The organism is Burkholderia sp. Ac-20353 (assembly GCF_017104785.1).
Classification (GTDB): domain Bacteria; phylum Pseudomonadota; class Gammaproteobacteria; order Burkholderiales; family Burkholderiaceae; genus Burkholderia.
In genome coordinates this window covers 42,385-64,992 of the sequence record NZ_JAAGPL010000004.1, presented here as the reverse complement: position 1 = coordinate 64,992, position 22,608 = coordinate 42,385, and the positions used below count along the sequence as shown (strand labels likewise).

The window sequence follows — 22,608 nt, the reverse complement described above, 5'->3', positions numbered from 1 at the left end:
ACGACAAGCTGACGACGCCGTACACGTCGTCACGCTCGCAGCTCCCCTCAGCGTTTTGACACAGTCTGGGCCGGCTGCCGCCCGACGCGGTCGGCTGTAGCCGACCCTTCTCTCCCGCAGAGGGCCTCATGCTCAAACGGCAACTTTTCCAGACAGAACGGCCAAACTCGACTTCGCCGTAGTCTGCGGATGTTCCGCCTCTCCGGTTTTCGACACTGCAGGCTGTCAAGCAGTCGGTTCTGCGCCCGGATTGACACCGCTGTCGACTACACTCAAACAGTGACGGTGGGCCGTGGGACTTTCGTCAAAGGGATCGCGCCATGTCTGCATACCTGATTGCCGATGTCGATGTAAAGGACCCGGCTCTTTTTGAAGAGTACAAACGGGAAGTGCCGGCTACTGAGGCGCGCTATGGTGGAAAATATTTGGGCCGTGGTGGTCTGACTAAAGTTCTCGAAGGTGATTGGCAACCGCACCGCCTTGTCATCGTCGAGTTTCCTGACATGGATTCCCTGATGGCCTGGTATGGCTCGCCAGAGTACGTCCGTCTCAAGGCGATCCGTGAAAGATGCGCGACGACAAGGATTTTGGCGCTGGAAGGGGTTGCGGCCGTCACTTCGTAGCATGGTGATTTTGGCGGAAGCGTCGTTGGTTTTTCAGCCACCCGTCGAAAGGCGGGCCTTCGCTCATGAACGGTCCTTCGCGAACCCACCACGAGGGACCGTTCATGGCCGATCTCGGTCGAATCGAAAGCCTGCCCGTTAGAGGCCAGTTCAAAAACCTTGCTCAGCTCGCCTGAAGATATTCCAGCAGACGAGCGAGCAGCCAAGTTTCAAGAATGCTTCGTGAATGTCGGCACGTCGCTCGAAGCGCGTGCGTAGACGACGGAAATTATGGAGCCAGGAGTGCGTACGTTCGACTACCCAACGATACTTGCCGAGCCCGCTGCCGTGTTCGGTCCGGCGCTTCGCGATCACGGGTCTGATTCCGCGCTCACGCAGCGCACGTCGGTGTCGTGTGGAATCGTAGCCGCGATCGGCGTAGACGACGCCGGGCTTCTGAAGGGGTCGGCCACGTACACCACGAATCGGCGGAATCGCATCAACGAGCGGCAGCAACTGCGTGACGTCGTTGGCGTTCGCGCCGGTCAGGATCGCGACGACAGGAACGCCGTTGGCGTCTACGAGGATGTGGTGCTTGGAACCGGGTCGCGCACGATCCGTGGGGTTCGGGCCAGTTTTTCGCCCGCCCCAACGGCGCGCACGGACGACGAATCGACCGCAGCGTATGACAGATCGATCTGGCCAGCCGCACGCAACTTGTCGAGCAGCAACTCGTGCAGTTGGTCCCATACACCAGCCTTTTGCCAATCGTTCAATCGCCGCCAGCAAGTTGCGCCCGAGCCGAAGCCCAGCCGAGTCGGCAAGTGGTTCCAGCGGATTCCCGTTTTGAACACGAACAGGATGCCGTTGAGCGCCGCACGATCGGAAACGCGCGGACGACCAGGATCGCTCTTCGCACGAGGCTTCGCGGGCGGCAGCAATGGTTCGATCAGTATCCACAGTTCGTCGTCAATGATCGGCGCTTCCATCCTTGGGCTTCCGTTGTTCTGGTGCCCAAGGTTAACAGCTCGCCGAGGAAGTAAACAGCCCCCTCACGGGGTTTTTGAACTGACCTTCTATGGGGGACTCGAAGTCAAGCCCTTTGGGCGTCTGATTTTCGAAGACGAGTTCACTCCGTGGTGGGTCGCGTGGGTTGTCCACGGCCGGCCGGCGGGTCGCCGTTCACGCCCCTAACGCCGGTTGGCGGTGGGCAACCCACGTGGCAAAGACACGTGTTGACGTATGTGTTAATCCGTTTGCATAAAGCGAAGCCTCGATGGCGTTCAGGTCGGAGCGCTTGATTTCGCGGGCGATTGGCCCGCTCTACCTTCTATCCGTGCCGGCCCGTCGGACCGGTCACCTCATACCGCATGCGCAGAGCGCTGGACTGCTCCGTTACCGACGCGCCCCATCTAAGTGACGGCGACCCGTGTGGGTAGCCCGGGTCAGTTACGGGCGCGCTGACCTTTCAACACCGCTGACGCTCCTAGCGATTTAATTGACGCGTGCATCACTACCGGAGGGGTTTGAGCCTGGCGCCGAGCGGGATCTCGCCGCATTCGAGATAACGCCATAAGGCGATCGACAGCCGGCGGGCGAGCGCCACGATGCCGATGCGCCGCAAGCGCTTGCCGGCAGCGGCAAAGCGCTCATTGAACCATCGGCTCAGTTGGCTGGCAGGCTGGTAGCGTAGCCAGCTCCACGCGAGTTCGACCATCAGCCATCGGGCCCGTTTGTTGCCGGCCTTGCTGATGCCCTGCTCGACTTCACTGGTTCCGCTGGCGTAGGGCGTCGGCGCGAAGCCCAGACAGCCGGCAACTTCGCGGCGATTGCGGAACTTGCGCCAGCCAAACAGCTCCTTGACCAGGGTCCACGCACTGCCGGTCCCGATCCCTGCAAGCCGTGCCAGCAGCGCAACCGGCGGCTGAGCGCCATCGCGAACCTGTTGTTCCTGCTGGGCTTCGAGCCGCCTGATCTGGGTGAGAACGAGGGCGAGACGCTCGAGTTCGCGTTCGATCTCGGCGCGCAAGCCCGGCAACAGTTGCGTGGCATGATCGGCCCACCATCGTACCCATAGACGCCCTCCGATACGCTCGGTGCGCAGATTGTGGAGGACCAGCAGGGAACGGATCCGGTTGCTGTGTGCCGTGCGCTCTTGCCGCAGGCGCCCGAGTTCCCGATGCAGACGTCGTTCGTCTTCCTGTTGCGCGGTGGGAATGCGCGCCACGGTCCAAAGGCGTCGCTCGCCGGCGTGGTAACGCATGAGCATCGTTAGCAGTTTGTCACTGTCGAGGCGGTCGGTCTTGGCGCGGCGCGCGCGCCGGTTGACTTCGATACTGGCGGAATCGACTACGACGTTGGTGATGCCTTGCTCGGTCAGCCACCGGTGTAGCCAGAAGCCGTCACGGCCCGCTTCGTAGCAGCTGCGCACCACGGCGTCGGCCGCCAAATACCACCGCGCCTTCGCCTTGGCGATGAGCGCGAGCAGCGAAGCCGTGTCCCCAGCCGCAAGTGTGTAGCGGCTGGGACCGTGAGCGTCGTCGCTGAGCGACACTCTCCAACTCTTGTCGCCCAATTCGAGAGCCATGTACAAGCAGCCGACGATGGTCGTATCCTGCCCACGAAGGGCTGTCTCAGGCGCATCCATTTGCGTGCTCCTTTCGAAAACGAGTCTCGGAACTCTCGTTTTACTCCAAGGGGCTTACTGAGCAGCCCTTCCATAGTATCTAAGCTGACTTAGGTGTATGCTCCGCTGGTTGAGGCGTCCGTGATTGACTCGCTGGAGAGGTACGTCCATGGCGCGTTGCATTACACGGTGCAGTTCGACAAGCGTTACCCGCGCGGGAACAAGGAGTAGCCGCCAGATCGGCGGATTTACGCCCCGAAGGCTGATTCGCAGCTGGAGCACGGGAGCTGTTTCGGGAAGGTTGCAAAACATGGACGTTGAGACTCGGCCGGAAACTGCGTGTATTTCACTCCAACGGCAGTGTTCCGAAACCGTTGCCGCAGGTCATGTGAGGTGCGATATCGTTCTCGATCAGAAGACCAGACCATTCTTCAAAGGGAGCGTGAAAGCTTGACGAGCCACGTTGCTATGCCTAGAAGGGCGACGCATGACACGACGGCTACAACGCCACAAACCGTCGGCGGAAGTGAATGGAAGACGGAAACTACAAGTGGGCCCCCAAGAAAAATATGTCCAAACACGATGCACCTCCATGGCTGCGATATGCGAATCGTCGAATCTGAAAGCGGCTTTTGCATTGAGGTTCGGCATTGCACGCGAACTCAGTTGCATCCCTGCTGCTGCGAATAACGTTAGCTGAACAATATTCGGTTGAGCAATCCGGATTTGCGCTCGTGATGAAGAGGAGCATTTCGCGACGCGACCGTCCGGATCGCTGATCGCCAGCGAAAAAACCGGTGCGTCGGCTGTCAATGAGAGCGTGCGAAAGTTGGGGAGAGAGATTTTATCAGGGGTCCCTAGCTTACGGCATGATTGCACGATCTGTTCTGTCCATTGGCGGCTGCCGGCCAACGCTCGCCCGATGCATTTGCTGTAACCCGTGTCGGCAGTCTTGAACGACGAGATGCGTTGAGGCGAGAATTCCCCGTTCAAAACCGCAACCCTAACCTGCGCCATGCAGTGCGCCCCTTCGTCCGTCCAGCGCATCTGTCGCTTCTTGGCCATACGGTAGCTAACAACCTGGTTCACCGCGGACTCGGCGATGCTGCTGCTGATTGGCAGGCGACCTCGTGCGGCACGCGCAACTGCTCCCACGGTACGATCTCCCCGACGGGCGCCGCGGCGATTAACGCCCGCGCCCGTTCGGTCAGCGCCGGGTACGCAGCAAAAAACGCCTCCACGCGGCGTGCGCCGGCGACACCGAACCCGGCGATTGCGGTCCACCTGCGGCGCCGGCGCGGAATCCGCACGGTCAAGTCAGCCAGCGTCCGGATGCCATGCACGCGCAGGGCGGCCACCATACGAGGCGGCAACCATTGATCGATTTCGTCGGCACTGTGCGGCACCGGTGCTGGCAAGCTACGCAACGTCTCGATCGTGCGCGCAACGGTGTCGGCCGACGCGGCGGACCGCTCGCCGAATACCTCCGCCAGATCGGCCCGGTGGCGGCTTGCCGCGTATGAAATCAGGGCGCGCCGGATGCCGCCGAGCACGCTTCGCGCGGATGCCCCTGGTGCCTTGCGGTCGCCCAGACAGCGCGCGACGGCCGCACGAGTGTCGAGCCCTCCGTACCAGGCACGCAGCGCGACCAGTTCAGCGTCGTCCGGGAAGGCGATGGGTTCGGTCTCACGCGTTTTCATGATCTCCAGTCGTAGACCGTATTAAAGGTGTCACTGGCGCTGCCACGCCGTGACGGTCAGACTCAGCGGGTGATCTTCAAGTACACCATCTCGATTGCAATAGAAATCGTTAGCAACGCCGAAAATACAGTGGTGAAACCGGGTGCCGCAAGGTGCCTTCGAGAGGCTTGAGCCGTGTGCATCGAAAGACGCATGCACGCTTCTTAGGGGGCCGTGCCGCAGCAATGCGGTACGGCTACCCGACAGTGCCATCGGCGGGCGTACTACCTCCCGAGCGTTAGAACGAGTAGATGAACTGGGTCGCGAGCAGGTCGTTGGACTTGCCGTACGAACCGTCGTTCTTCAGGAACACCTGCTTGTTCGCCCAGTCGTGGCGGTATTCCACCTTGACCGTGATCTGCTGGGTCGGATAGAACAGCAGGTCGAGCGACACGTCCTGACGGGTCGCGCCCTTGCACTCGAAGCCAAGGCCGCCGTTCGCCTTCGAATTGGCGAGGCAGTCCGCGCCAATACCAAAGCCGTCGGCCGTGTCCATGCCGTTCGAGTTCAGCGCGATGCCACCACCGCCGCCGCCGTTCTTGCTGTCGACCAGCAGGTCGTAACGCACAGTTGCACCCATGCGACCCACCAGCGGCAGATTGAACTTGCGGTGCGCGAGCAGCGAGAGGCCGTACCACTGGGCCTGGCCGCCGTTGAACGCGGCGTTCTGCTGCTGGCCGTAGTCCACTTCGGCGTTGTATTGCACGTCGGCGAGCGTGTAGGTCAGGTCGGCTTCCGTGAAGAAGAACGTACCGCCCGAGCTCGGCGCATTGCCGCCTACGCCGTAAGCGACATTGCCCGTGGCCGGGTTGATTGCGCTAGGCAGCGTCTGGCGCCCGATATTGAACGACCCGCCGATATCCAGCGCGCTCGACCACGTGTAGTCGGTGCGTGCCGTGAAGGTCGGGATCCTGTTGCTGGTCGTGATCGGATCGCCGAACGCGTTGGTGGCGACCTGCGTCGTCGCGCCAAACGTGCGGTACTGCTCGTTGCCGAGGAAGAACTTCCACGCCCAGTCACCCTTCGTGTAGTTCGCCCCAATCCCGATGTAGCTGCCCGGATCCGAGAAGTCGTACAGCAGGTTATGCGTGAGCGTGAGCATCTGGTTCGACTGCTGCACTTCATAGCCGCCGAAGCTCGGGATCAAACCGGCCACGAGCGTCGTGGTCGCATTCAACGGCACGTTCACCACGGCCGTGTTCAGGATGTTGTTGCCGATATTGCCGTGCTCGTTCTGCAGGAGCGTAATACCGTTGCCGCGGTTCGGCATCAACGTGATCTCGGCCGACGGCGCCATCGGGCCGACACCGAAAGTCTTCTTGATGTCGAGGTACAGGTCGCCGAACGTACTGTTGAAGTAGTTGTAGGCGCTTTCGTGGTTCGCGAACAGGAACGACGAGCTGCTCTGTGCGCGGTTATAGACGTAGGTCGGGTCGATATAGCCCGTCACCGAGAGACCGGCGATCGGCCCGGTATTCGCGGCGTCTACGAGCGAATCGACCTTCAGCTGCTGGTTGGCGATCTGCTGCTTCATCGCATCGACCTGGTCGTTGGTCAGCGTGGCTTGCGCCTTGCCGTAATCCGGCGAAGAAATGTCCACCGGCGCGGCGGCCACTGCCGGAGCAGGAGCCGGGGCCGCGGCGGCGGCCGCCTTCGGTTTGGAAGCCACCTCGGCGCGCAACTGCTTGACCTCCTTTTGCAGTGCGTTGAGCTGGGCTTGCAGCGCCTTGATCTGGTCGCTGGTGGCGTCCGCCATGGCCATGCCAGGCAGACTCCCCGCCACCAGCAGACAGATGAGCTTCTTTCTCATGCGAATTCTCCTTATTGGTCGTGTTGCAACAGGACTTCTTATGCGCGCGCCGTATCGAGCGCTTTGCGTGCCACGGCTGGCGGCGCTGACGGCAAGGGATCGGCGGCCTCGGCGAGTGCGAACGCCATCTGCATGTCGCGGTTGCGCTTGCGTTCGCGCACCTGCATCCAGCGGTTCACGGCAATCACGCCGATCGTCACCGTGCTGATGAAGATCGTGGCGAGCGCGTTCATTTCCGGATTCAGGCCGAGGCGCACCCGCGAGAACACCACGAGCGGCAGTGTGGTCGAGCCCGGACCCGACAGGAACGCGGAGAGCACGAGGTCGTCGAACGAGAGCGTGAACGACAGCAGCCAGCCCGACATCAGCGCCTGCGAAATCAGCGGCAGCGTGATCAGGAAGAACACCTTGAAGGGCGTCGCGCCGAGATCGAGCGCGGCTTCCTCGAGCGACTTGTTCAGCTCCTTCACCCTCGACTGCACGATGATCGCCACATACGACACGCACAGCATCACGTGGCCGATCCAGATCGTGAAGAGGCCGCGCCCCTTCGGCCAGCCAAGCATCTGTTCAAGCGCGACGAACAGCAGCAGCAGCGAGATGCCCTGTATCACTTCCGGAATCACCAGCGGCGCGTTGATCATGCCGGCAAACAGCGTGAAGCCGCGAAAGCGCCCGAAGCGCGCCAGCACGAAGCCCGCCCACGTGCCGATCACCACCGAAGCGCACGCGGTCAGCAAACCGATCTTCAGCGACAGCCCTGCGGCTGTCAGCAGCTCATCGTCGTGCAGCAGCGCGCCATACCACCTGAGCGAGAAGCCGGACCAGACCGTGACGAGCTTCGACTCATTGAACGAGTACACCACCAGGCTGATGATCGGGATATACAGGAACAGGAACCCGAGCGTCAGTACTGTTGCGGAAAGATGTTTATTCGGCTTTATCATTTCGCGCCCTCCAGTTCCTTGACCTGGTAGTACTGGAACACGGCCATCGGCACGAGCAGCAGCACGACCATCGCGACCGTGACCGCCGAAGCCATCGGCCAGTCCATGTCGTTGAAAAATTCACTCCACATCACGCGGCCGATCATCAGCGTGTCGGCGCCACCGAGCAGTTCAGGAATCACATACTCGCCGACCGCCGGAATGAACACGAGCAGGCTGCCCGCGATGATGCCGTTCTTCGACAGCGGCAACGTGATACGCGTGAACGCGGTCCACGGTTTGCAGCCGAGGTCGTAGGCGGCTTCGAGCAGCGTCAGGTCCATCTTGACCAGGTGCGCGTACAGCGGCATCACCATGAACGGCAGATATGAATAGACCATGCCGATGTAGACGCCGATGTCGGTGTGATAGAGACGCAACGGCGAGTGGATCATGCCGATCGCCATCAGCGTGTGATTGAGCAGGCCGTCATCCTTCAGGATGCCGATCCATGCGTAAACGCGGATCAGGAACGAGGTCCAGAACGGCAGCATCACACCCAACATCAGCAGGTTGCGCCTGGCGGGCTCCGAGCGGGCGATGTAGTACGCCACCGGATAGCCGATCAAGAGGCAGCAGATGGTCGAGACGGCGGCCATCTTCAGCGAGCTGATATACGTGGTGACATACAGGTCGTCCTGCAGCAGGAACGCGTAGTGACTGAGCTGCATCGCAAAGTGGATAACGCCTTCCTTAGTGCTGACGAGATCGTTGTACGGCGGGACGCCCAGACGCAGATCAGCGAAGCTGATCTTCAGCACCAGCACGAACGGCACCGCGAAGAACACCGTGAGCCAGAGAAACGGCACACTGATCACCGTCGAGCGGCCGGACGGCAGCACGCGTGCAAAGAGCGCGCGCAGTGGCGCGAACCAGGACGCGGGTGCGCCGCTGGCGGCGCCCAGGGGAGTGGGAGCAGGCGTTCTCATTGCGTCAGCACCACGCCGCTAGCGGGCGACCAGGAGACGAACACGTCGTCGTTATAGGCGGGCGCACCTTCGCTCATCAGGTGCGAGCTGGACAGATTCGACACCACCGTCTTGCCGCTCGGCAGACGCACGTGATACAGCGAATAGCTGCCCATGTACGCCACATCCGAGACCACGCCGCGCGCCCAGTTGTGCGGCGACGACGGTTTCTCGAGCGACACCTTCACCCGTTCCGGGCGCACCGAGATGCCCACCGGCATGCCGAGCGGCCCGGTCACGCCGTGGCTCACGTACATGCGCGTCTCGAGGTCCTCGCTCTCGACGAAGATGTGATCCGGTTCGTCCTCGACCACCTTGCCTTCGAACAGGTTGGTCGAGCCGATGAATTCGGCCGAGAAGCGGCTGTTGGGAAACTCGTAGACCTGGCTCGGCGAGCCGATCTGCACGATGCGGCCTTCGCTCATCACTGCGAGGCGCCCGGCCATGGTCATCGCCTCTTCCTGATCGTGCGTGACCATCACGCAGGTCACATCCACCTTCTCGATGATGTTCACCAGTTCGAGCTGGGTCTTCTGGCGGATCTTCTTGTCGAGCGCCGACATCGGCTCGTCGAGCAGCAGCAGCTTGGGGCGCTTCACCAGCGAGCGGGCCAGCGCCACACGCTGCTGCTGGCCGCCGGAGAGCTGATGCGGCTTGCGCTGCGCGTATTTGCTCATCTGCACGAGATTGAGCGCATCGGCCACGCGTTCCCTGATCTCGTTCTTCGGCGTGCCTTCCTGCTTCAGGCCGAAGGCGATGTTCGCTTCCACGCTCATGTGCGGGAACAGCGCATACGACTGGAACATCATGTTGACAGGCCGCTTGTACGGCGGCATCGCGGCGAGGTCCTCGCCGTCGACGAAAATCCGCCCGGAGGTGACTGTCTCCAGCCCTGCGAGCATGCGCAGCAGCGTGGACTTGCCGCAGCCGGAGCTGCCGAGCAGCGCGAACAGTTCGTTCTTGGCGATGTTCAGGCTGACGTTGTCGACAGCGGTGCTGTCGCCGAATTTCTTTACGACGTTTTCGATGCGGACAAATTCGTCCGATTTCGATTTTGTCGTCACTGCGGGGCGGGCCATCTGGGTGGCGCCGGCTGCGCTTATTGAGGTCGTCGAGTTCATGATGTAACTGTTCCTTGCGGATCGCGGGCGCAAGTATCTCCGTACGAGGCGCGGGAAGCGGCTCGCAAGATGCTCTGCGATCGGAAAACATGGGACTGCGCGCAAGTGGGATCCTGAAAGCGCGCAGGCTGACTGCCGTACAGCGTGCTTCAATCGGTGCAGGGATCAAGCACCCCCTGCACCGGAGAGGTCAAAGTCGTTAAGATGGGTTAGTACCCGATCAGTGCCCGGATTTCAGTTGCGCCCAGAGGCGGTTCTCGAGTCGGAGGATGTCGGTCGGCAGCGGCTTCAACAGCGTCATCTTCTTCAGCACGTCCTCCGGCGGATAAACGCCCTTGTCGTGCAGGACTGCCGGCGTCACGAACTGGCGCGCGGGAACGTTGGCCGTCGGATAGAACACCTCGTTGGTAATCGCGGCGTTGACTTTCGGGTCTTCGATGTAGTTGATCCACGCGAGCGCGGCTTCCGGGTGAGGCGCATCCTTCGGAATCGTCATCACGTCGAACCACACGAGCCCGCCTTCCTTTGGGTTGTCGAACCGGATCTCGTATGAGCGCTTCGCTTCCTGCGCGCGACGGTGAGCAATGCCTACGTCGCCGGACCAGCCGAGCGTCACACAGATGTCGTTGTTTGCCAGGTCGTTGATGTAACCCGACGAATTGAACTGCGAGATGTACGGACGAACCTTCTTCAACACTTCAAAGGCGACCATGTAATCCGCCGGATTCGTGCTATTCGGATCCTTGTGCATGAATTGCAGCGTGGCGGCAAACACATCGACAGGCTGGTCGATGAACGACACGCCGCAGCTCTTGAGCTTCGACACGTATTGCGGATCAAGAACCAGCGCCCAGCTGTCGACCGGCGCGCTCGTCCCCAGTGCCTTTTCGACCGCCTGCACGTTGTAGCCGACACCATCGGTGCCGTAGGCATATGGCGCACCATACTGGTTGCCCGGATCCGCCTCGCTGATGATCTTCATCAGCACCGGGTCGAGATTCGCCAGGTTAGGTAGCTTCGATTTGTCGAGCTTCTGGTAGACGCCGGCCTGCGCCTGCTTGGCCATGTAGTTCGAGGTCGGCACTACGATGTCGTAGCCCGAGCTACCGGCGAGCAGCTTGGCCTGCAGCGTGTCGTCGCTGTCGAAGTTGTCATACTTCACGTGGATGCCGGTCTGCTTCTCGAAGTTAGAAATCGTGTCCTTGGCGATGTAGTCCGACCAGTTATAGACGTTCAGTACCGTGTCGGCCGCAAGGGCCGGCGTGACTGAGAGTGCCGCAAAACCGGTGACGGCGAGAAGCGCGGTCCCCGCGACCGCGTGACGAAGATGATTGAAGCTCATGCTGTTTTCCCCTAGAGATAAGGTCCGGCGTGAGCGTGTGGTGCGCGGCGCTCACGCCGATAAGGACTGCGAAGATGAAAGTTCGAGTGGTTTCAGACAACATAGCCGGGACGTCGGCGCCCCGGCGGATCACTTACTTGATGTACCAGCCCCAAGGCTGTTGGCTGTCGTAACGCGTCAGTTGCTTTACCTCGCGATAGCTATCGAAGCCCCATTGTCCAAGCTCACGGCCAATGCCACTCTGCTTGTACCCCCCCCATGGCGCCTCGGTGAAAGTGGGCTGCGAACAGTTGATCCAGACGATTCCGGCCCGAAGACGCCTGGCGACTCGCTCGGTCCGCGGGAGATCATTGGACATCACCGCAGCACCCAAGCCGAACGGTGAATCATTGGCCAAAAGCAGAGCTTCCGCTTCGTCGTCGAACGCGCGAAGGCAGACGACGGGCCCAAAGATTTCCTCACGCCAGATGTCGCAGTCAGTCGGTACGTCGGCGAAGATCGTGGGAGCGAGGTAGTAACCGGCACTGAGGTGCGCGGGACGTTCGCCGCCGAAGATCAGGCGCGCAGCGCTTCTGCGACCCGACTCGATCGCTGACGTAACCTTGTCCAGCTGGCCTCGACTCACCAGCGGGCCAAGTTGTACGCCGTCCTGCATTCCTGGACCTATACGTATCTTGCCCGCCTCCTCAACCAACCGTTCAAGCAGCGCGGGATAGAGCGAACGCTCCACCAACACTCTGGAGGTAGCCGAGCATACCTGGCCCTGGTTCCAGAAGATGCCGAACATGATCCACTCGACGGCTGACTCGAGATCGGCATCGGCGAAAACAATGAACGGCGACTTGCCACCCAGCTCCAAGCTGATGTTTTTGATGTCCTGCGAGGCGGCCTGCATGATCCTCCGCCCAGTCGACACACTGCCCGTGAACGCCAGCTTGTCCACCAGTGGGTGCTTGGCAAGTGGCGCACCGGCATCGGGGCCGAGGCCGGTAACCAGGTTGAACACCCCGTTCGGCACCCCCACCTCGTGAACGATGGCGGCCAGCTCCAGGGCCGTCAGCGGAGTAAGTTCGGAGGGCTTCAGCACAATGGTGCAGCCTGCGGCCAAGGCCGGCGCCACCTTCCAGGCGGCCATCAAAAGCGGGAAGTTCCACGGGATGATCGCCCCAACAACGCCGACCGGCTCACGCTCGACCCACGAGCTGAAACGCTCGTCGGCGAGCTCAATGTGCTGCCGTGCTTCCTGATCGGCCTTCTCTGCCAGACCAGCATAAAAATCGAAACAACCGGCAGCGTCTGCGAGATCCCACTGCGCCTCTGGAAGCGGCTTGCCATTGTCACGCACCTCCAGTTCCGCCAGTTGCGGCAGGCGTCGGCGAATGCCTTCGGCAATAGCGCGCAGCATTTCTGCGCGCTGCTTACCGGTGAAGCGAGGCCACGGGCCCTCATCGAAAGCGCGCCGTGCGGCATGGACGGCCAAGTCCACGTCCTCAGCGGTCGCCGCTGGGACTTGCGCAAGCACACCCTCATCACTCGGATCCAGGGTGAGAAAACTTCCACCCTTGACCGGAAGCGTCCATTGCCCATCGATGTAGAGGTGTTGATAAATTTCCATCACGTCCCCTCCAGGACAGCCCCAGCCGGTTCGATGCGAACATTTTCTAGATGGCTGAAAGCACTGATATGCACACCACGAGCGACCTGAACCCCCGGGCCGAACACGACGCAGGGATCGACATGAACATCAGTTTCAAGCTCGGTGTCAGCACTGAAGTACACTGTCTCAGCCGCAGCCAGTGTCACCCCGCTCTGCATTGCCCGGGTGCGTCGGCGGCGCTGGAATATCTGCTCGGCCGCATGCAACTGCTCCCGATCGTTAACCCCCAGGATTTCTTCCTCGGCGACTTCCACGGCTATCACTGACAACCCTGCTGCATTGGCCTGCTCCACCGCATCGGTAAGGTAGTACTCCTTCTGGGCGTTTGCGTTTCCGACTCGTTCGAGGAGCCATAGACAGTGGTCCGCGCGAAAGCCCATCACTCCGCCGTTGCACAAGGTGATAGCCAGTTCCTCTGGACTTGCATCCTTGGCCTCGCGAATCGCCCTCAGGCGGCCGTCTTCCATTAGCAGCCGCCCATATGGGCCGGGCTGCTCGGTCCTGAATCCAGCCACCGCCAGCGCAGCGCCATCAATGAGTGCTTGCCGGAGTCGGTCAAGCGTCTCTGCACCGATCAACGGAGAGTCGCCGAACAGCACCAGCACACAACCCTGCTCATGGGCTTGAAGCGCTGGCCTCGCAGCCAGCACCGCGTGCGCAGTGCCAAGCCGCTCACGCTGGACGAATATCTGCGCCCGCGGCGTTTGCTGTCGAACATACTCGGCCACATCGGGCACATCCGGACCAACAACTACAGCAAGCTGCTCAAGTCCAGCAGTTTCTGCTGCCGCCAGAACGTGGCCAAGCAGAGGCCGGTTGCCAACCTGGTGCATCACTTTGGGCATGGGCGAGCACATGCGGGTGCCCTGGCCTGCGGCGAGGATCACCGCCAGCGTGGGAAAGTTGGTTTGCCGATTCATCTGTGCTCCTCAGGCGCGATAGAACACATCGTGGCTGTAGGGGTACCACCAGTCCTGAAGCTGCGGCCGGTGGTCAATGATCACCATCTTCGAGCGTCGGAAGGCATCCAATCCCTGACGCCCCAACTCGCGGCCGAGACCTGACATCTTCCAGCCGCCGAAAGGCAGAGCGTCGTTGTCGATCAGCGGGTTGTTGACCCAGACCATGCCGGCTTCCAGTCGATCAGCGGCCTCCATGGCCTCCGCCAGGTCAGTGGAGAACAGCGAGGCTCCGAGTCCGAACGGAGAGTCATTCGCCAGGCGCACGGCTTCATCGAAGTCTTTGACCTTGCAGATGGCCGCCACCGGGCCGAAGCACTCCTCGTGGAAGATCGCCATCTCAGGGGTGACACCAGCGAGAATGGTCGGTTCGTAGAACCAGCCCACCGGGCAATTCGGAGGAATTCGCGCGCCACAGACAACGGTCGCGCCTTTGGCGACAGCGTCGTCAACAAGGCGAATAATCTTTTCACGCGCCGCCTGGCTCACGAGCGGGCCAATCTCGCTGTGCTCCAGGCCATGGCCAATCCGCAGCTTGCGAGTACGCTCGGCAAAGCGCTCAACGAATTCGTCGTGGACTTCCTCGACCACGAAGAAACGCTCGGCCGAAGTGCAGATCTGACCGCTCAAGTGGAAAGCAGCGGTCACAGCGCCAGCGGCAGCGATCTCAACCGGCGCGTGAGCGCTGATGATCATCGGATCACTCCCACCAGCCTCGATAACCGCCGGCTTCATCCGCTCGGCGCAAGCCACAGCGACCGCCTTACCGGCACCAACGCTACCGGTGAAAGCGACCGCGTGCGTCCGGTCAGACTGCACCAGCAGTTGGGCAGTTTGGGCGTCTCCCGGTACGCAGGAGACAAGGCCGGCAGGCAGTGCGCGGAAATGCTCCATGAACTTCAGGGTGCACAGCGTGGTGCTTTCTGCCGGCTTGACGATGCAGGCGTTACCAGCCGCCAGCGATGCGGCCACCGTCCAGCACATCAACAGGATCGGGAAATTGAACGGCATGATGTGCACGCTGACACCGTATGGTTCATAGCGCACATGCTGGAATGAACCGAGTTGAGTGGTACCGGCGACCTTACCGGCCTCGTCACGGGCCATTTCGGCGTAGTAACGGAAAATCGGGGCACAGTTGGCCAGTTCGCCCATGGCCTCGGGAAACGGCTTACCCATTTCCAGAACCATCAGTTGCGCTACTTCGCGCCTATGTGCGTCGTCCTGCTCGATGGCGTTGGCCAATCGGTGCAACAGTGCGGCGCGACTCTTGGCGTCGACTTTACGCCAGCCAAGGTAGGCGGCGTTGGCGGCTTCGATGACGACCTGCACGTCGTCGCCCTCGCACAGCCCGATCGTTCCGACTTGCTGCAGGGAGGCGGGGTCGATGATGCTTCGCACGCGACGGGTAGCCGGGGCCTGGAAGTCAGGGTTGATAAACCGCAGAGGGGTGTCGCAATTGAAGTTGCTCATGGCATCTCCTAGGCAGTCAAAGAGTTCGATCATGCGGGGTATTCAGAGCGACAATGGGAATATCATGTCGCCAGGCCGGCAGGCGCTCGTCGAGAAAATCGCGCAGTGGGTGCAGGGTTGGTCGGTCCAACGCTTCACTGAAAAGGCGTAGCACACGTGGTAGGTGGTCGAGATAGCCGAGCTTGCCGTCGCGCTGGGCAAGACGAACAAAGATGCCCAGGACCTTGGCATGACGCTGTGCGGCGAGGACCGCGTAGTCGGCCAAGAACGTCTTCTCATCCAGGTCGGGGCGCTGCGCCAGGTAGCGTTGCATCAGTGCGTTCTGGAGCTCCTGCGGCACATCGCGACGAGCGTCCTCTAGCAGCGACATCAGGTCATACGCGGCCGCACCATGCAAAGCGTCTTGGAAGTCGAGCAGGCCACAGGCCGCCACGCCATCCCGACCATGAAGCAGCATGAGGTTGTCAACGTGGAAGTCCCGCAGCACTATGGCCTCTCGACGTCCCGCAACGTCCTTGCACAGGCCAGTGAACAGTGAAAGGTAACTCTCACGCAATTCTGGAGACGGTGCCCCATTGAGTAACTGTGGGACATACCAGTCGATGAACAGGGCACATTCTTCCAACAGGTGCTCAGCATCGTAGGCCGGCAGCAGCGCACCGTACTCAGCTGGTGCGCGATGCAGCTCGGCCAGACAATCCACGGCCAGTTCATAAAGAGGCGCTTCGGCACAGCCGGCCGCTATCAGGCGGGTATACGTGTTGTGGCCGAAGTCCTCGATCAGGGCTAACCCCGCAGCCTCGTCGGCGGCCAACACGGTAGGCGCCGAAAGGCCGAGATGATGCAGCAACTTGGCTACCCGCAGATAAGGCGTTAGCGGTTCTCGTGCCGGCGGCGAATCCATCAACAGCATGCCAGCACCTTCCAGACGGAAGTAACGTCGCGCCGAGGCATCGGCTGGCAAAGCCTGCAATCTCAAATGGCGAGCAACGAAGGCCCCGCGCTCGACTTCGCGCTCATCCTGCTGCACCGGCGGGCAATTCAGAGTTTGACTCATGACATCACCGAATCATGTAAACTTTTTTCACCGTCTCATGAACGGTGCACACGCCTTTCCAGTCCTTGGGGAAAAAGGCCGCGGTATCGGGGGTGATCTCAATAACTTCACCCGACTCGTGAACGTAGGTGCAGCGCCCCTCGAGGAAATGACAGAACTCGTCGCTCGTCACGTGGCAATTCCACCTACCGGGGGTGCAGTGCCAGATACCACATTCGGACTGGCCGTCCGGGCCTTTGTGCATGACCACACCGCTAACACGCGACTCGCCTTCGATCATGGTCGGGATCACGCCCCAGTCCTTCAGTTCGGTGACTTGCAGAGGGTTGTGGATGATGGGGGATTTCATAGTCGAACACTCGCTCTCTTCAATAGTCCCGCCCCGTGGGCGGAACAAAAACGCTGGTTCAGACCAGCATGTAGACGTTGCGCAAGATCTCCTGGACCTCGCACTCGCCGGTCCAGCCGGCCGGAAACATCACCAGGGTGTTGGGACTGACATGGATCACATCCCCGTCGTCGCTGCGATAGATCGCGCGACCGGCCAGGAAGTGACACATCTCATCCCGCGGGATCGACAGACGCCAGGTACCGGGGGTGCAGACCCAGAGGCCCGTTTCCGGACTGTTGTTAGGCCCCTTGAACAGGAGCCGGCCGCTGGAATGGGAGCGTCCGTCGACGGGGTCGGACTGGTATCCCCAGTCAACCAAGTCGGAGTAGCCACGGGCGCCGTAGATATGCGGGGCACTTGAATCGAGACAAGCTTCAGGCATTTTTCAGAACTCCATCGAGAATGCGCGCGGCGTCCTGCTGGCCGTTGCGCGAACGCATGTAGGTGCTGGTGTTTTTCAGTCGTTCGGCCATGGCCTTATCCCCGACACACAGCGCGAGTTTTTCTGCCAGTTCGGCTTCGCCCCAGTCATAGCGCTGCATGCGGAAACCGTGACCGCTTTCCTGGGCGCGCATGGCGTTGTCATGGCCGTCCCAGACGTAGGGCATGACGATGGCGGGTTTGCCGAAGTACAGGCATTCGGTGAAACTGTTATTCCCACCGTGGTGAATAACCGCATCGACCTGCGAGATCACCGAGGGCTGCGGATACCAATTGGAAACGATTACGTTCTCCGGCAGATCGGTGTACTCAGCTACGTGCTCGCCAACATTGAACAGTGCCCGATAAGGCAGCTTTCCAATGGCCGAAATCAGGCGCTTGAGCAGGTCGACGTCTCCTGAGCCGAGGCTGCCGAAACTGACATACAGCAGTGGCTTGTCGTTGTTGGCACCGAACTTCGGGATCTCGTAGGGTTTGTCCTGGCGCACGCAGCCCTGCAGGTAGTGGAAGCGCTCGGTAGGCAGCGGGTGCCGACGCTCGAATTTCACCGGATCCGGATACAACAGCAGGTTCATATAGGGTGATTCTTCGAAGAAGGTGCCCAGTGGATACGGCTTCTCCCCACAAGACTCGAGGAACGCATTGAACTCTTCGTGGATTGGCTTGATCACTTCCTCGAAACGGGCACGGAAGCGCGCATGACCTTCCTTGTCATCGATGCTCATCCCGGAGAGGTACGGCGGAATGTCCGGATCTTCCACCTCGTTCTCCGAGCAGGAAATGATCCGCACCCAGGGTTTGCCGTACTGCTTGATGGCAGGGAAGAGAATGACGTTGTCGACGCAGATCAGATCCGGTTTGATCTTGTCGAGAATTGCCGGAAGCTCCCTCTGCGCCCACTTACTGGTCTCGACGATCGCTGCCCAACACTCCTTCACGTAGTTGTCGATCTGGTCGATCGGTTCCTTGCGAAAGTTGGGAATGTGGCCGTTGACGAAATCACTCCAATAGCGTGCCATTTCCTCCGCCGGCATCGGTTCGGAGAGGTTCGCGTAGTGCTCCTCGAAGCCGTATGCGGAGTACACGCCGGTCATGCCCGGATCGGTCAGGAATACGGCCTTGTGCCCCAGCGCTTGGCACGCCTGGGCGATGCCCACGGAGTTTAGTGCCGGACCGTAGGCCGCCTCGGGGAAGAACGCGATTACTTTCTGTTCACTCATGATCTGAGCTCCAATTGTTCGTGTTGTGGCTTAACGGGACAGGATGGCTTTCTGGAATTTCTCCAGCGCATGCGGGGCCATGCAATTGGCCCAGATGGATATCGCCAAGTCCTTGGCCTGCACCAAAGGAGTGGCCAGGGCGGTGGTCAGGGTAAGGACTGCGTACAGCAGGGCTCTGCTTCTGTTCATGAGGCGCACCTAACGATTGCCTGTTGTTTTGAAGGCAGCAAAAATCGCATCAGCTGCATGTCTTTTTTTACGATAAAAAACCCAAAATGGCGTGTCAACTGTTTTCTGCTCGTTGTTGGCCGCGCAATGCTGTGGCATAAAGTACTTCGCGCCCCAACTGAGAACCCACGCATTGAGCAAGACCACAGAGAAAAAGCCCCGGACGAACCACCTGGAGCTAGCCAGGCGGATCATCGAGCTCATCCAGGAAAACGGCATGGGGGCAGGCGACGCCCTGTCAGAACAGCAGCTCGCTCGCACCTTCCAGGTTTCCCGGACACTGATCCGCGCTGGCTTAAACGTCCTGGTCGAGCAAGGCATGGCCGACCACCAGGCCGGACGCGGCTACGCTCTCCTGGCCGACCCGGCGGGCCTAGCACTGAGTCCGACGCTGCCGCAGGCTGAGGAAGAGGAGCTCGTTGCTTCAGTGCTGCGGGATCGCATGGCCGGGCGCCTAAGCAACAGCGTCAGCATCAGCGAAATCATGCGTCGCTATGGCATTGGCCGCCCCGCGGCCCAGAGGGTTCTTGCCCAGCTAAGCGAGGACCAAGTCGTTGAGCGAGGCCCAGGCCAGTCGTGGCAGTTCCGGCCACTGCTGGACAACCTCGCCGCCTTAGATGAAAGCCTGCGCTACCGAATGGTGCTGGAGCCCGAAGCCCTTCTTGCACCGGGATTTGAGGTAGACCGCCAGCGTCTGTCGCTGCTCCGCGACGGGGCCGAGCAGCTGCTGCGAGCCACCATAGAGGAGTTTGATATCGGGCAGTTTCGCGAGCTGGACATCAGCTTCCACGAAATGATTGCCACCTGTTGCGGCAATCGATTCGTTGGTGACGCACTGCTGCATCATCAACGACTGCGACGCCTGCCGAACCTGCTGCCAATGGTAAGCGCGCATCGGCTGCAAGAGTCTCTACGCGAGCACCTGCGAATCATCGAGCACATCGAACGCGGCCAGCTTGAGATTGCCGCCGACCTGCTGCGCCTGCACCTGCGCCTTTCAGTCGCGCAGCGCCCACAGACCGCCAATCGCGGCATCCCCCAGGCCTTCCACCAACGCCGTTGAGCCTTGTAACATCCCCCGATGGCCGTGTTCTGACGAGCATGCCATGCTCGCCGACGCCATTGCGTCCGGCATTTGGGCGGAGGCAGCGAAGCAGAGCCCCATCAAATCGCTATGTTTTTTTGAAAAAAAAAGTACAATTAACAGACAGGCCGGCCGGAGCCTCACGCTCCCCGACCAGGGAAAATTTGCGATCATGCCCAGAGAACGACTCATTGCCCTATTCCCCGAAGCCAGTTTCGGCGCCGCGCTGAACTGCATTGGCATCGCTCAGGCATTGCGCGAGCAGGGTGCTCGCCCTGTATTCATCTGCCACGAACATTTCCAGGGATTGTTTGCCGAGTACGGCTTTACCGAGTACCCACTGCTGGTCGATAGCCCTCTGTCGGCAGAAGAGCACCAGCATTACTGGGAACGATTTATCAAGCGCAACATCCCTTACTTCGATCAGACGCCACTGGACCAGATCGACAGCTACGTCGCCCCGGCCTGGGAAGCGATCATCGATACCGTGGTCGAAGCCGAAAGGCCGCTTCAGCAGTTGCTTTCTCGACTCAAACCGGATGCTATCGTGCTCGACAACGTGGTGATGTTTCCAGCTATCGCGAAGGCCGGATGTCCCTGGGTGCGGGTGATTTCGTGCGCCGAGACCGAACTGCCCGATCCGGCTGTGCCCCCCTACCTCTCAGGTGCCAGCGCGTCCGATGCGATGGGCTGCGCCACTTACTGGCAGCGCTATATCAAAGCGGTCGCCCCGGCTCACGCCCGACTCTCTCGGTTTGTCGAAAGCCAAGGGCATAGCCCATGCCCGCCCGGAATATTTCTTGAAGAGTCGCCCTGGCTCAACCTGCTGCTGTCGCCCACGCCTGTCCGTTACACGAGGCAACATCCGCTCGACCCGACGCGCTTTGTCTATCTTGAGGGCTGCGTGCGCCGCGAAGCCCCCTACGTAGTGCCGCCGTTTCCGCAGTGCAACGATGCACCGCTGATTTACATCAGTTTCGGCAGTCTTGGTGCCGCAGACGTGGGTATGATGAAGCGACTGATCTCCGTGGTTGCATCCCTCCCATATCGCTTCCTGATCAACGTTGGCGCCTATCGTGACCAGTATGAGTCAGTGCCTGACAACGTCTATCTGGACAGCTGGTTCCCACAGCCCGCAACCCTTCGCGAATGTCAGTTGTTCGTTCATCACGGCGGCAACAACAGCTTCTGCGAGGCTCTCTATTTCGGCCTGCCCTCGATAATCATCCCGTATTGCTGGGACGGTCACGATAATGCCCGGCGCGCCGAAGAGACTGGTGTCGGTCGATATCTGCCGCGCTTCGAAAATCCTCTTTCCGCCCTGCCGGGCGCCATCGAGCAACTGCTGGAGGACAAAGCCATGCACCGGCGCCTGCAGCAGTCAAGCTCCACCATGCAGTCTTCACACGGTACCGAGGTCGCTGCACGCGCCATCCTCCGATTACCGAGCCTATAGCCACTCCAACATGAAAACGTCGATATGACCCAACGCGCACTTGCCAGCCTCAAGCATGCCATTCCCCGGCCTTATTGGCTGGATGCCGAAGGTCCACCGCACACCTTCACACGACAGGTTGGTGAGGTGCGCTGCAATCTTGCCATTGTGGGAGGTGGATTCACTGGTTTGTGGACGGCTTTGCTGGCACGCCAGCGCTATCCGCACAAGCGGATTGTGCTGATCGAGGCGCAGGTGTGCGGTGGCGCGGCGAGCGGTCGCAATGGTGGCTTCTGCGCACCGAGCATTTCTCACGGGGTGTCTAACGCGCTCAAGCGCTGGCCGAATGAAGCCGAGACGCTCATCCGATTGGGGCGACAAAACCTCAATGAGCTGCAGCAGGACATCGAGAGACTCGGGCTGGCCGCCGAGTTTGAACGTGAGGGCAAGCTCAGCGTCGCCACAACTTCTTGGCAGATTGAGGGCCTTCAAGCCTTGCAGAAGAAGTATCAGCGCTTTGGAATTGATTGCCAGTACCTGGAAGGGAAAGCACTAAAAGCGTACCTGGACTCCCCCGCCTATGCGGCAGGCTTGTTCGAGCCCAATTACGCGCTGCTGAACCCGGCGAAAATGGTGCGGGAACTACGTCGAGCCTGTCGGGAACAAGACATCGAGTTGTACGAGCACTCTCCAGTTACGAAGCTCGTTCAACGCACTGATGACCTCCTGCTGGAGACCTCCTACGGTGTCGTTCAGGCGGACAAGGTAGCACTGGCGACCAATATCTTCACGTCGCTGCTACCGGGCCTGAAGTCCAAGGTTATCCCGATCTATGACTACGCCCTGACCACCCAGCCGCTGAGCGACGAACAACTGAAACTCATCGGTTGGCAAGGCCGCTACGGCATTGCCGATTCGGGCAACCAGTTCCATTACTGGCGGAAGACGAAGGACAACCGCATTCTTTGGGGCGGATACGACGCCATTTACCCCTTTGCGAGCAAGCTTGATGAAGGCCTGACTCACCGACCGGAAACTTTCGTTCGGCTGGCGGAGCAGTTCCTTCAAACCCTCCCGCAACTCGAGGACATTCAGTTCAGTCACGCCTGGGGCGGCATCATCGATTCTTCCGCGCGCACAACCCTGTTCACTGGCAGCGATGCTGATGGGAGAATCGCCTACGCACTGGGATTCACGGGCCAAGGCGTGTCTGCCAGCCGTTTCGCTGCCGCGACAATGCTCGATCTGCTCGCTGGCCAGAAGACCGAACGCACAGCCTTGAAAATGCTGAATCGCGCACCTGTGCGCTTTCCTCCTGAGCCCATCCGTTACATCGCCGTAAGCCTCGCCCAACGCGGCCTGGAGCGGGAGGATCAGACCGGGCAACGCAATCTGCTACTGCGAACCATGGACGCCTTTGGCGTGGGCTTCGACTCCTGATCAAACTCACATCCAACAATAAGGAATAC

At 60.6% G+C, this 22,608-nt stretch carries 21 protein-coding genes and 1 pseudogene; 4 read left to right on the top strand and 18 right to left on the bottom strand.

The genetic code is table 11. The features are described from left to right. Nucleotides 1-320 precede the first annotated feature (320 nt). Entirely contained in the window at nucleotides 321-623 is a 303-nt protein-coding gene (locus G3N94_RS01605; protein ID WP_205790334.1) for a DUF1330 domain-containing protein, read from the top strand. 150 nt (nucleotides 624-773) lie between these two features. Here the strand turns inward: G3N94_RS01605 and G3N94_RS01600 are convergent. The 18 genes and pseudogenes from G3N94_RS01600 to G3N94_RS01515 all read right to left on the bottom strand — a co-directional run bounded on the left by G3N94_RS01600 (nucleotide 774) and on the right by G3N94_RS01515 (nucleotide 18,581). Further along, nucleotides 774-1,591 (bottom strand): IS5 family transposase gene (locus G3N94_RS01600; protein ID WP_205790332.1). Its coding sequence is split into 2 segments (ribosomal slippage): nucleotides 774-1,243 and nucleotides 1,243-1,591, totalling 819 coding nucleotides; the frame shifts between segments, so codons are not numbered across the junction. A 524-nt stretch (nucleotides 1,592-2,115) separates the two neighbouring features. Then, nucleotides 2,116-3,249, bottom strand: coding sequence for an IS110 family transposase (locus tag G3N94_RS01595; RefSeq protein ID WP_205790331.1), 1,134 nt, complete (start codon nucleotides 3,247-3,249; stop codon nucleotides 2,116-2,118). A gap of 54 nt (nucleotides 3,250-3,303) precedes the next feature. Then, a complete protein-coding gene (locus G3N94_RS01590; RefSeq protein WP_205790324.1) occupies nucleotides 3,304-3,540 on the bottom strand; it encodes a hypothetical protein in 237 nt (78 codons plus the stop codon). A 99-nt stretch (nucleotides 3,541-3,639) separates the two neighbouring features. Continuing rightward, nucleotides 3,640-4,317, bottom strand: a complete 678-nt coding sequence (locus G3N94_RS01585; protein ID WP_205790322.1) for a hypothetical protein — start codon at nucleotides 4,315-4,317, stop codon at nucleotides 3,640-3,642. 35 nt (nucleotides 4,318-4,352) lie between these two features. Continuing rightward, nucleotides 4,353-4,928 (bottom strand): annotated as a pseudogene (locus tag G3N94_RS01580) (phage integrase family protein); the annotation flags it as partial. A 277-nt stretch (nucleotides 4,929-5,205) separates the two neighbouring features. Further along, nucleotides 5,206-6,777, bottom strand: coding sequence for a DUF3138 family protein (locus G3N94_RS01575; RefSeq protein WP_205790321.1), 1,572 nt, complete (start codon nucleotides 6,775-6,777; stop codon nucleotides 5,206-5,208). A gap of 38 nt (nucleotides 6,778-6,815) precedes the next feature. Further along, nucleotides 6,816-7,724 (bottom strand): ABC transporter permease subunit, encoded by a 909-nt coding sequence (locus G3N94_RS01570; protein ID WP_205790319.1) that lies wholly within the window; start codon nucleotides 7,722-7,724, stop codon nucleotides 6,816-6,818. Beyond that, the gene (locus G3N94_RS01565; RefSeq protein WP_205790317.1) at nucleotides 7,721-8,692 is read right to left on the bottom strand and encodes an ABC transporter permease subunit; all 972 of its coding nucleotides are present in this window, start codon (nucleotides 8,690-8,692) and stop codon (nucleotides 7,721-7,723) included. Before G3N94_RS01565 ends, G3N94_RS01570 begins: the two co-directional genes overlap by 4 nt. Continuing rightward, nucleotides 8,689-9,852, bottom strand: a complete 1,164-nt coding sequence (gene potA, locus G3N94_RS01560; RefSeq protein ID WP_205790311.1) for a polyamine ABC transporter ATP-binding protein — start codon at nucleotides 9,850-9,852, stop codon at nucleotides 8,689-8,691. The genes G3N94_RS01565 and potA overlap by 4 nt, the downstream gene beginning before the upstream one ends. Nucleotides 9,853-10,072: 220 nt before the next feature. Continuing rightward, nucleotides 10,073-11,194 carry a polyamine ABC transporter substrate-binding protein gene (locus G3N94_RS01555; RefSeq protein WP_205790309.1) on the bottom strand — a complete coding sequence of 374 codons (1,122 nt, stop codon included), beginning with the start codon at nucleotides 11,192-11,194 and terminating at the stop codon, nucleotides 10,073-10,075. A gap of 133 nt (nucleotides 11,195-11,327) precedes the next feature. Then, nucleotides 11,328-12,809, bottom strand: coding sequence for an aldehyde dehydrogenase family protein (locus G3N94_RS01550; RefSeq protein WP_205790307.1), 1,482 nt, complete (start codon nucleotides 12,807-12,809; stop codon nucleotides 11,328-11,330). Then, the gene (locus G3N94_RS01545) at nucleotides 12,809-13,771 is read right to left on the bottom strand and encodes an NTP transferase domain-containing protein (RefSeq protein ID WP_205790305.1); all 963 of its coding nucleotides are present in this window, start codon (nucleotides 13,769-13,771) and stop codon (nucleotides 12,809-12,811) included. The genes G3N94_RS01550 and G3N94_RS01545 overlap by 1 nt, the downstream gene beginning before the upstream one ends. A 9-nt stretch (nucleotides 13,772-13,780) precedes the next feature. Continuing rightward, nucleotides 13,781-15,283 carry an aldehyde dehydrogenase family protein gene (locus G3N94_RS01540; protein WP_205790298.1) on the bottom strand — a complete coding sequence of 501 codons (1,503 nt, stop codon included), beginning with the start codon at nucleotides 15,281-15,283 and terminating at the stop codon, nucleotides 13,781-13,783. A gap of 16 nt (nucleotides 15,284-15,299) precedes the next feature. Next, on the bottom strand, nucleotides 15,300-16,340 hold the full coding sequence (locus G3N94_RS01535) for a phosphotransferase (RefSeq protein WP_205790296.1): 1,041 nt from the start codon (nucleotides 16,338-16,340) through the stop codon (nucleotides 15,300-15,302). 4 nt (nucleotides 16,341-16,344) lie between these two features. Then, nucleotides 16,345-16,689: a cupin domain-containing protein gene (locus G3N94_RS01530; protein WP_205790287.1), complete on the bottom strand. Its 345-nt coding sequence runs from the start codon at nucleotides 16,687-16,689 to the stop codon at nucleotides 16,345-16,347. Nucleotides 16,690-16,747: 58 nt separating this feature from the next. Then, a complete protein-coding gene (locus G3N94_RS01525; RefSeq protein WP_205790285.1) occupies nucleotides 16,748-17,113 on the bottom strand; it encodes a cupin domain-containing protein in 366 nt (121 codons plus the stop codon). Next, complete coding sequence (locus G3N94_RS01520; protein WP_205790283.1) at nucleotides 17,106-18,392, bottom strand: glycosyltransferase; 1,287 nt, start codon at nucleotides 18,390-18,392, stop codon at nucleotides 17,106-17,108. Before G3N94_RS01520 ends, G3N94_RS01525 begins: the two co-directional genes overlap by 8 nt. Nucleotides 18,393-18,422: 30 nt before the next feature. Then, a complete protein-coding gene (locus G3N94_RS01515) occupies nucleotides 18,423-18,581 on the bottom strand; it encodes a hypothetical protein (protein ID WP_205790281.1) in 159 nt (52 codons plus the stop codon). Between the two features lie 172 nt (nucleotides 18,582-18,753). On the opposite strand from G3N94_RS01515, the gene G3N94_RS01510 reads away from it, so the two are divergent. The 3 genes from G3N94_RS01510 to G3N94_RS01500 are packed head-to-tail and all read left to right on the top strand — an operon-like array spanning nucleotide 18,754 to nucleotide 22,579. Further along, complete coding sequence (locus G3N94_RS01510) at nucleotides 18,754-19,683, top strand: GntR family transcriptional regulator (protein ID WP_205790279.1); 930 nt, start codon at nucleotides 18,754-18,756, stop codon at nucleotides 19,681-19,683. 43 nt (nucleotides 19,684-19,726) lie between these two features. After that, on the top strand, nucleotides 19,727-21,160 hold the full coding sequence (locus G3N94_RS01505) for a glycosyltransferase (protein WP_205790277.1): 1,434 nt from the start codon (nucleotides 19,727-19,729) through the stop codon (nucleotides 21,158-21,160). 24 nt (nucleotides 21,161-21,184) lie between these two features. Further along, nucleotides 21,185-22,579, top strand: a complete 1,395-nt coding sequence (locus G3N94_RS01500) for an FAD-dependent oxidoreductase (protein WP_205790275.1) — start codon at nucleotides 21,185-21,187, stop codon at nucleotides 22,577-22,579. The last annotated feature ends 29 nt before the right edge of the window (nucleotides 22,580-22,608 follow it).

Coding starts and splice junctions, on each gene's coding strand:
- G3N94_RS01605 (WP_205790334.1), top strand. CDS start 321: ATGTCTGCATACCTGATTGCCGATGTCGATGTAAAGGACCCGGCTCTT.
- G3N94_RS01595 (WP_205790331.1), bottom strand. CDS start 3,249: ATGGATGCGCCTGAGACAGCCCTTCGTGGGCAGGATACGACCATCGTC.
- G3N94_RS01590 (WP_205790324.1), bottom strand. CDS start 3,540: ATGTTTTGCAACCTTCCCGAAACAGCTCCCGTGCTCCAGCTGCGAATC.
- G3N94_RS01575 (WP_205790321.1), bottom strand. CDS start 6,777: ATGAGAAAGAAGCTCATCTGTCTGCTGGTGGCGGGGAGTCTGCCTGGC.
- G3N94_RS01570 (WP_205790319.1), bottom strand. CDS start 7,724: ATGATAAAGCCGAATAAACATCTTTCCGCAACAGTACTGACGCTCGGG.
- G3N94_RS01565 (WP_205790317.1), bottom strand. CDS start 8,692: ATGAGAACGCCTGCTCCCACTCCCCTGGGCGCCGCCAGCGGCGCACCC.
- potA (WP_205790311.1), bottom strand. CDS start 9,852: ATGAACTCGACGACCTCAATAAGCGCAGCCGGCGCCACCCAGATGGCC.
- G3N94_RS01555 (WP_205790309.1), bottom strand. CDS start 11,194: ATGAGCTTCAATCATCTTCGTCACGCGGTCGCGGGGACCGCGCTTCTC.
- G3N94_RS01550 (WP_205790307.1), bottom strand. CDS start 12,809: ATGGAAATTTATCAACACCTCTACATCGATGGGCAATGGACGCTTCCG.
- G3N94_RS01545 (WP_205790305.1), bottom strand. CDS start 13,771: ATGAATCGGCAAACCAACTTTCCCACGCTGGCGGTGATCCTCGCCGCA.
- G3N94_RS01540 (WP_205790298.1), bottom strand. CDS start 15,283: ATGAGCAACTTCAATTGCGACACCCCTCTGCGGTTTATCAACCCTGAC.
- G3N94_RS01535 (WP_205790296.1), bottom strand. CDS start 16,340: ATGAGTCAAACTCTGAATTGCCCGCCGGTGCAGCAGGATGAGCGCGAA.
- G3N94_RS01530 (WP_205790287.1), bottom strand. CDS start 16,689: ATGAAATCCCCCATCATCCACAACCCTCTGCAAGTCACCGAACTGAAG.
- G3N94_RS01525 (WP_205790285.1), bottom strand. CDS start 17,113: ATGCCTGAAGCTTGTCTCGATTCAAGTGCCCCGCATATCTACGGCGCC.
- G3N94_RS01520 (WP_205790283.1), bottom strand. CDS start 18,392: ATGAGTGAACAGAAAGTAATCGCGTTCTTCCCCGAGGCGGCCTACGGT.
- G3N94_RS01515 (WP_205790281.1), bottom strand. CDS start 18,581: ATGAACAGAAGCAGAGCCCTGCTGTACGCAGTCCTTACCCTGACCACC.
- G3N94_RS01505 (WP_205790277.1), top strand. CDS start 19,727: ATGCTCGCCGACGCCATTGCGTCCGGCATTTGGGCGGAGGCAGCGAAG.
- G3N94_RS01500 (WP_205790275.1), top strand. CDS start 21,185: ATGACCCAACGCGCACTTGCCAGCCTCAAGCATGCCATTCCCCGGCCT.